Here is a 6,182-nt window from a genome sequence, read left to right as displayed (position 1 = left end):
ATGCAGGGCGTTTCCTTTCTGCTGAACCTCAGCGCGCTGCTGCGCGCCAACGTCCGCACGGAGGAGGCGCTCGACATGCTGAGCCGCAACGCCACGCCCTGGCTGTATGAGCGTCTGACTGCCACCCGGCGTCAGGTGGCACGCGGTAAGCACCTCGGGCAGGCGCTGGCCGACAGCGGCTATGCGTTTCCCTCGCGGGAGGCTATCGACAGGCTTCTGCTGCTGACCTCCGGTCCGGGCGGCGAGGACAACATCGAAAACTTCGCGCGCATGTGGCTCACCAAATCCATCAACCGCATCAAACGTATTTCCCGGCTTCTGCAGCTGCTGGGGATGCTCGTGACCGCCGGCTATCTGCTGCTCACGTTTATCGCAACACAGGACCTGGGCTCGCTGATTGGCAATCGCTAACTTTTTTTCCTAATGAGGTTTCAACCATGTCACAACCCTTAAAACGCTCTGCCGTTCACCGCGGCGCCCTTAACCTGCAGGAAGCCGTCATCGTGGGCATCGCTGCGCTCCTCGTGCTCGTCTGGGTGCTCTCCTCCGGAAACGGTCTGTTCAGCCGATCGGACTACACCGAAGAGATGTCCAACGCCGGGGAGCTCATGACCAATACCCGCGGCATGCTGAAAACCGGCGGCACCTACCAGTTCAGCTCAGCGGCGGCCATGACCGGCGCGCTGGTACAGTTTGGCGGCGCGCCGGGCAGCATGGCGGTCATCGGCACCAAATCATCGGGCAGCGCCTCGCTGAATAACCGCTGGGGCGGCAGCGTTACGGTGCAGCCGGTGAGCACCAGCGGCGGTCAGAATACCGCTTTCTCCCTGACCTACACGCAGGTGCCGCAGGAGGCCTGCGCGCAGCTGGTGCAGAAAATGAGTGGCGCCAACAACGTCGCCTCAACCAGCATCAACGGCAGCTCGACCAGCGGGGCGGTCAGTGCGTCAGTGGCGGCGTCACAGTGCTCGGCGGACAGCGGCTCAGCCGGCACCAACACGCTGGTCTTCACCAGCAATACCTGATGAAGGGCCGGGGAAACCCGGCGCCTTTTCTGACCGACTCACGGTGACTCATGATGAACAGGCTTACATACCTGCTGACGGTGGCCGGATTGCTGCTGTGCGCCGCGTTGCCGGCGCAGGCTTACTGCTACAACGAGGCGGGCGCACGCTACCACGTCGATCCGCAGCTGCTGCGCTCCATCAGCAAGGTGGAAAGTGGCTTCAACGCCGGGGCTATCGGCTATAACCGCAACAAAAAAGGTCAGGTTACCAGCCGGGACTTTGGCCTGATGCAGATCAACTCCACGCACGTGCCGCAGCTGCGCACTATGGGCGTGCTGCAGAGCGAGCAGGACCTGCTGACAAAACCCTGCCTGAACGTGATGGTCGGGGCCTGGATACTTGCACGGCACCTGCAGGTCTGCGGCGTCACGTGGGAGTGTCTCGGCAGCTATAACGCCGGCTTCGCCGACGACAATACCGCCCGCCGGATGCTTTACGCCCGCAAGGTTTACGCCGACTACATGGCCCGACGCTGACCTTTCACACGGAAAATTTCATGACTTTATTTACCGATGGTCCGGCGGCCTGCGCATGGCTTGCCTGCTGCGCGGGGCTGTTTGCGCTGCAGGCGCATCAGGCCAGCCGATTTCTGCGCACGCATGACGGTCCGCCTCTGACCTGGCCGCTTCTGACGCCGGTTGCCCTGATTTACCTGCTCACCGCCAGCTGGCTGCTGGCGCTGCCACCTGCGGTGCCGGTGAGTGCCGTCCTGCGTAGCTTACTCCTGCTGGTGCTTGCGGTACCGCTGACGCTCACCGACCTTCGCTGTCAGTGGCTGCCGCTGCGCTACACGATGACGTTCTGGCTCGGCGGTCTGGCCTCTGCGGCGCTGCCGGATGCGGTGCTGCCGCTCAGCGATGCGCTGCTCGCCAGTATCGCCGCGTTCGCGCTGTCCGGCGCCGTACGCTGGCTGGCCAGCTTTCGCCAGCGCGAGGAGCGCATGGGGCTCGGTGACGTTTATCTGATGGCCGGCCTGTGCGCCTGGCTGCCGTGGCGCAGCGCGTGCTACGCCGCCGCCGGCGGGCTGTTGCTGTGCTGCCTGTGCGCGGCGCTGACGCGCCAGACTTCAAAACCCTTTGCGCCTGCGCTGTTTGGTTACCTGTGTGGCGTGTGCCTTTTCTTTCCCCAACAACTGGTGGGAGTGCTCTGATGAAATTTCTGAAACGGAAGCCGCGCGTGGTACACCGCGGCAACATGCTGCTTCAGCTCGGCATCGTGATGGCCATCGTGCTCATCATCACGCCCGGCGCCATGGACCGCTACGCCGGCATGCAGCAGGAAAAAGTCTGGACCGGAACGGCCTCGCATCTGAGCTTCGTGGCGCAGGCGGGCAAGCGCTACGTGCGCGACAACCGCGACACGCTGCTGACGCAGGTTGCCGGCGGCCCGGTCGTGATTACCGGTGCCACGCTGCGCACGCAGGGCTACCTCCCGGAGGGCTTTTCACTGACCAACGACAGCGGACAGACTTACCAGCTCGCGGTGGCGAGAGACCCGGGTCAGGCGGGCCAGCTGGTCGCCTTCGTGCTGACCACCGGCGGCAGCGAAATTCCCTATAAGGGCCTGCGTCAGATAGCGACGGACACCGACGGCATGGGCGGCTACGTCTGGCCTGCAAATAACGCGGTGGGCGCCGACGGCGGCTGGCAGGCAAAGCTCGGTGACTACGGGCTGACCGGTCAGCAGGGGCGCCTTGCTGCATTCCTGTCCGCCGACGCGCTCGGCACCGACGCGGACGAAAGTGACAGGCTTTACCGCTATCAGGTGACCGGCCGGCCGGACCTGAACCGCATGCACACGGCCATCGATATGAACGGCAACAACATTAACAGCGGCGGGACGGTCAACGCGGCGACGGGGGCTTTTACCGGCCAGGTTTCTGCCGGCACGAACGTCACCGCCGGCGGCAGCGTGACGGCGAGCGGTAACGTCACCGCGAATGGCAACGTGGCGGCTGGCAACAACGTCACAGCCAACAACGGCATTACGGCAAACAACGATATCCGCAGCAACAATGGCTGGATTATCACCCGGGGTGGCAAGGGCTGGCTGAATGAAACGTACGGCGGCGGTTTTTATATGTCGGATAACGACTGGGTAAGGTCAGTTAATAACAAGAATATTTACACCGCCGGGCAGATGCGCGGCGGCAGTGTTCGCTCGGATGGGCGACTTTCTACTGGAGAAGCATTGCAACTTGACGGTGTGAACAGTGCCGGTGCGGGCTGCTCCCCTAACGGTCTGGTTAGCCGTGATGGTACGGGCGCTATCCTGTCATGCGTTAATGGCGTCTGGCGAACAGCTTCGGCCGACTTTCAGATTATTTTCTCTTCATCAAATGCAAATCGCTATTCCTCTTCTTACGCTGCGTGCCCTGCCGGTAAGAAGATCTCCGGAGGTGGCGGCAATTGCGTCAGCCCGAGCGGAGAAGGGTCTGTCTGGCTGGTTAAATCGGTACCAGAAAATGACAGCGGCTGGTCAGTCTATTGTGACTCGACCAAAAACCAGACTATTACTGCCCAGAGCTATGCAATTTGCAACTGAAACAATTATCCGCAGTGCGTCGTCTTTGTATTCCGCTTACTGACTATCAATTTCGTCATCAGCCGCTGAGTGGCCTCCTTATTACCTGACTCAGCTACTTGTCAGCGAATAAATCCAAATCACTTGCCTGATCATTTTTCTGAAGCATTCCCCGCTACAGATTGAATCGCATCCGGAGATTCCATGAAAACGTTCCTTACCGCAGCCTGCGCCGCGGCCTTGCTGCTGTCCGGCTGCCAGGCCTTTAACACCACCCGCAGTGTGCAGCCCGCACCTGCTGCTGCAACTCACACAACTACTCAGACTCCGCGTACGGCGCTGCAGATGCAGCAGCTGTGGCTTGAAGGTGACATGAGTGGTGGCACGCCGCTGCCCATGGGCATCATTCGCGCCGACAGCGATCGCGTCACTTTCAGCTGGAACGGCGACGCGGTGGAGCTGCTGAGCGCGCTGGCCCGTGCCCGCGGCCTGAAGTTCAGCTACGCCGGCGTGCGCCTGCCGCTGCCCGTGGACATTGAGGTGCAGGACGTCACCTATGCAAACGTCCTGCGCATGATTGAGATGCAGACCGCCTGGCGCGGCACGTTCGTGACGTACCCCGGGCAGATTGTGCTGCAGTTTATGCCCTCGCTGCCGGCTGAGCCGGGACGTAACCATAAGGGAGGCCGCCGATGAAAGCCCGACTCTGCGTCCTGCTGCTGCCCGCGCTGCTGGCGGGCTGCGCGGGATTTCACTTTACGAAAGCGGCACCTGCGCCCGGTCCTGACGGCGCGCCGCCGCCGGGGCCGGAAGCCTACCTGTCACCGCAGAAGCGCGACACCGCTGACGTTTCCGACAACCGCCGGCAGATGCTGACCGAGGGCGGGCGCACCACCGGCTTTCGCGGCGGCAAGGCGCAGCGGGCGTGGGAACTGCGCCGCGACCTGGAGGCGCGGGCCAGGCAGCTTGACGCCACCTATGACTTCCGCCCGCTCATCAGCAGCCACGGCTGGCTGCCGCCGGTCATCACCGAGGCGGTGGACGTGGCGCACGTCACGCCCGACCAGATACGCACCGCGAGCCACGTGTACGAAATCATCCAGCCCGAGCGCTTCGTCAGCAACCCGCCGACGTGGCGCGGCTGGCTGATGGCCGGGCTCAGCACCGTGCCGCCGGGCGAGCCGGAAGGTGGGCTCATCCCGGAAAACGGCGTGCAGCGCGACATCTGGCAGGCGGCGGTCAACGAAGGCTGGACAGAGGGACGTCAGAGCGCCGATGAGACGCTGGAGGCCAACGTCAACCGCCTGACGCGCGACTACAACGGCATGCTGCAGTACGTGCTGCTGCGTCGGCAGAACCTCATCACCGCGCCGGTGGTCACCGAGCGTCAGCAGACGGTCACCGGCGACAGCAACAAACTCACCACCGGTGACCGCGAGCGACGTCTTGAATCCCGCGCGGGCTTCGTCACCGACAAGGCGAAGTGGAAGCCGGTCATCAATACGGAGAAGCGCTAATGGCAGCCTCAGACCTGGAACTTTACGACTTCAGCGGCGGGCTTAGCGCCGATACGCTGCGCGGCTTTATGGTGTGGTGTGCGCGCAACAACGTGAGCGACATTCACCTGCAGGGCGACAACCATTTCGTGGTCGGCCGTTACGGCCGCCTGCTCAGGGCAAGCCCGTTTGCGGTGGCGGACGACACCATGGCCAAACTGATGGACGAGGTGTTTTCCCCGGAGCTCCGCCCGCAGGTGCGCGGCGGCGTGTCGGTTGACCGGGCGATGCAGCTCGACGGCGACATGACCGGCCGCTGGGGGCTGAAGCGCGGCGAGCGCATCCGCTTTCGCGTCAATCTGCTGCAGGGCACGGCGGGGCGTCAGGACAGCACTATTGGCTGGACAATGCGCGTCATTCCTTCCGACATCCCGCCGCTGGAAAGTCTGGGACTGGAGGCGGAGCTGATGGCGAACCTCCTGCCAGCGAAGGGGGGGGGGCTGTGGGGCGGCATCACCGGCTCGGGCAAAAGCACCTCGCTCGCCTCGACCTATCGCCACTGTCTGGACACGGACCCCGACCGCAAGGTCACCACCAAAGAGGACCCGATTGAGTTCATCCTCGGCCGTCCGGGCGACGTGCTGCCGCCGCTGCAGTCGCAGGTGGGGAAAGATATTCCTGACTTTGCTACGGGCATCCGCGCAGACCTCCGGCGCGCGCCGTCGGTCATCGGGGTGGGGGAGATGCGAGACCGCGAGACTATTGACGCCGGCATCCGCGCCGGCCAGCTCGGTCACCTGATGCTCTCAACCACGCACATCGACTCGCCGGGCGAGGCCTTCCCGCGCCTCATTAACGAATTTCCGCACGAGAGCCGCGACGCCATGGCGTGGTCGCTGCTGGGCGTACTGCAGTACGTGGTGGTACAGACGCTGCTACGCACGACCGACGGTAAGCGCATCGCGGTCCGTGAGTTCATCCTTTTTGACTATTACCTGCGCGAAAAGCTCGCCGAAATGCCTTGGTCGCAGTGGGGTCAGCATATCAACAACATCATCCGGCTGGAGAAGCGCCGCATCGTGGATCAGGCCTGGCG

The 6,182-nt window shown here is 63.3% G+C and carries 8 protein-coding genes; all 8 read left to right on the top strand.

The genetic code is table 11. The features are described 5' to 3' along the window. On the top strand, positions 1 to 411 hold a 411-nt coding region (locus ACVLVH_RS24015; RefSeq protein ID WP_498950444.1), incomplete at its 5' end, for a type II secretion system F family protein. Positions 412 to 437: 26 nt separating this feature from the next. Continuing rightward, positions 438 to 1,025: a type 4 pilus major pilin gene (locus ACVLVH_RS24010; RefSeq protein WP_498950442.1), complete on the top strand. Its 588-nt coding sequence runs from the start codon at positions 438 to 440 to the stop codon at positions 1,023 to 1,025. 53 nt (positions 1,026 to 1,078) lie between these two features. Further along, positions 1,079 to 1,543, top strand: coding sequence for a lytic transglycosylase domain-containing protein (locus ACVLVH_RS24005; RefSeq protein ID WP_222213790.1), 465 nt, complete (start codon positions 1,079 to 1,081; stop codon positions 1,541 to 1,543). A 20-nt stretch (positions 1,544 to 1,563) separates the two neighbouring features. Continuing rightward, positions 1,564 to 2,217 (top strand): prepilin peptidase, encoded by a 654-nt coding sequence (locus tag ACVLVH_RS24000; protein WP_498950440.1) that lies wholly within the window; start codon positions 1,564 to 1,566, stop codon positions 2,215 to 2,217. After that, positions 2,217 to 3,611, top strand: coding sequence for a shufflon system plasmid conjugative transfer pilus tip adhesin PilV (pilV, locus tag ACVLVH_RS23995; RefSeq protein ID WP_498950438.1), 1,395 nt, complete (start codon positions 2,217 to 2,219; stop codon positions 3,609 to 3,611). The genes ACVLVH_RS24000 and pilV overlap by 1 nt, the downstream gene beginning before the upstream one ends. A 183-nt stretch (positions 3,612 to 3,794) precedes the next feature. After that, complete coding sequence (locus tag ACVLVH_RS23990; RefSeq protein WP_498950436.1) at positions 3,795 to 4,286, top strand: DotD/TraH family lipoprotein; 492 nt, start codon at positions 3,795 to 3,797, stop codon at positions 4,284 to 4,286. Continuing rightward, positions 4,283 to 5,107 carry a type IV secretory system conjugative DNA transfer family protein gene (locus ACVLVH_RS23985; RefSeq protein WP_498950434.1) on the top strand — a complete coding sequence of 275 codons (825 nt, stop codon included), beginning with the start codon at positions 4,283 to 4,285 and terminating at the stop codon, positions 5,105 to 5,107. The genes ACVLVH_RS23990 and ACVLVH_RS23985 overlap by 4 nt, the downstream gene beginning before the upstream one ends. Further along, the coding region (traJ, locus tag ACVLVH_RS23980) for a plasmid transfer ATPase TraJ (protein WP_498950432.1) at positions 5,107 to 6,182 on the top strand (1,076 nt) is incomplete at its 3' end. The genes ACVLVH_RS23985 and traJ, both read left to right, overlap by 1 nt.

It is taken from the genome of Kluyvera sp. 1366 (assembly GCF_054823405.1).
Note: the sequence above shows the minus strand (reverse complement) of the source record. Positions and strands in the feature narration are given on the sequence as shown.

Coding starts and splice junctions, on each gene's coding strand:
- pilV (WP_498950438.1), top strand. CDS start 2,217: ATGAAATTTCTGAAACGGAAGCCGCGCGTGGTACACCGCGGCAACATG.
- ACVLVH_RS23990 (WP_498950436.1), top strand. CDS start 3,795: ATGAAAACGTTCCTTACCGCAGCCTGCGCCGCGGCCTTGCTGCTGTCC.
- ACVLVH_RS23985 (WP_498950434.1), top strand. CDS start 4,283: ATGAAAGCCCGACTCTGCGTCCTGCTGCTGCCCGCGCTGCTGGCGGGC.
- ACVLVH_RS24010 (WP_498950442.1), top strand. CDS start 438: ATGTCACAACCCTTAAAACGCTCTGCCGTTCACCGCGGCGCCCTTAAC.
- ACVLVH_RS24000 (WP_498950440.1), top strand. CDS start 1,564: ATGACTTTATTTACCGATGGTCCGGCGGCCTGCGCATGGCTTGCCTGC.
- ACVLVH_RS24005 (WP_222213790.1), top strand. CDS start 1,079: ATGAACAGGCTTACATACCTGCTGACGGTGGCCGGATTGCTGCTGTGC.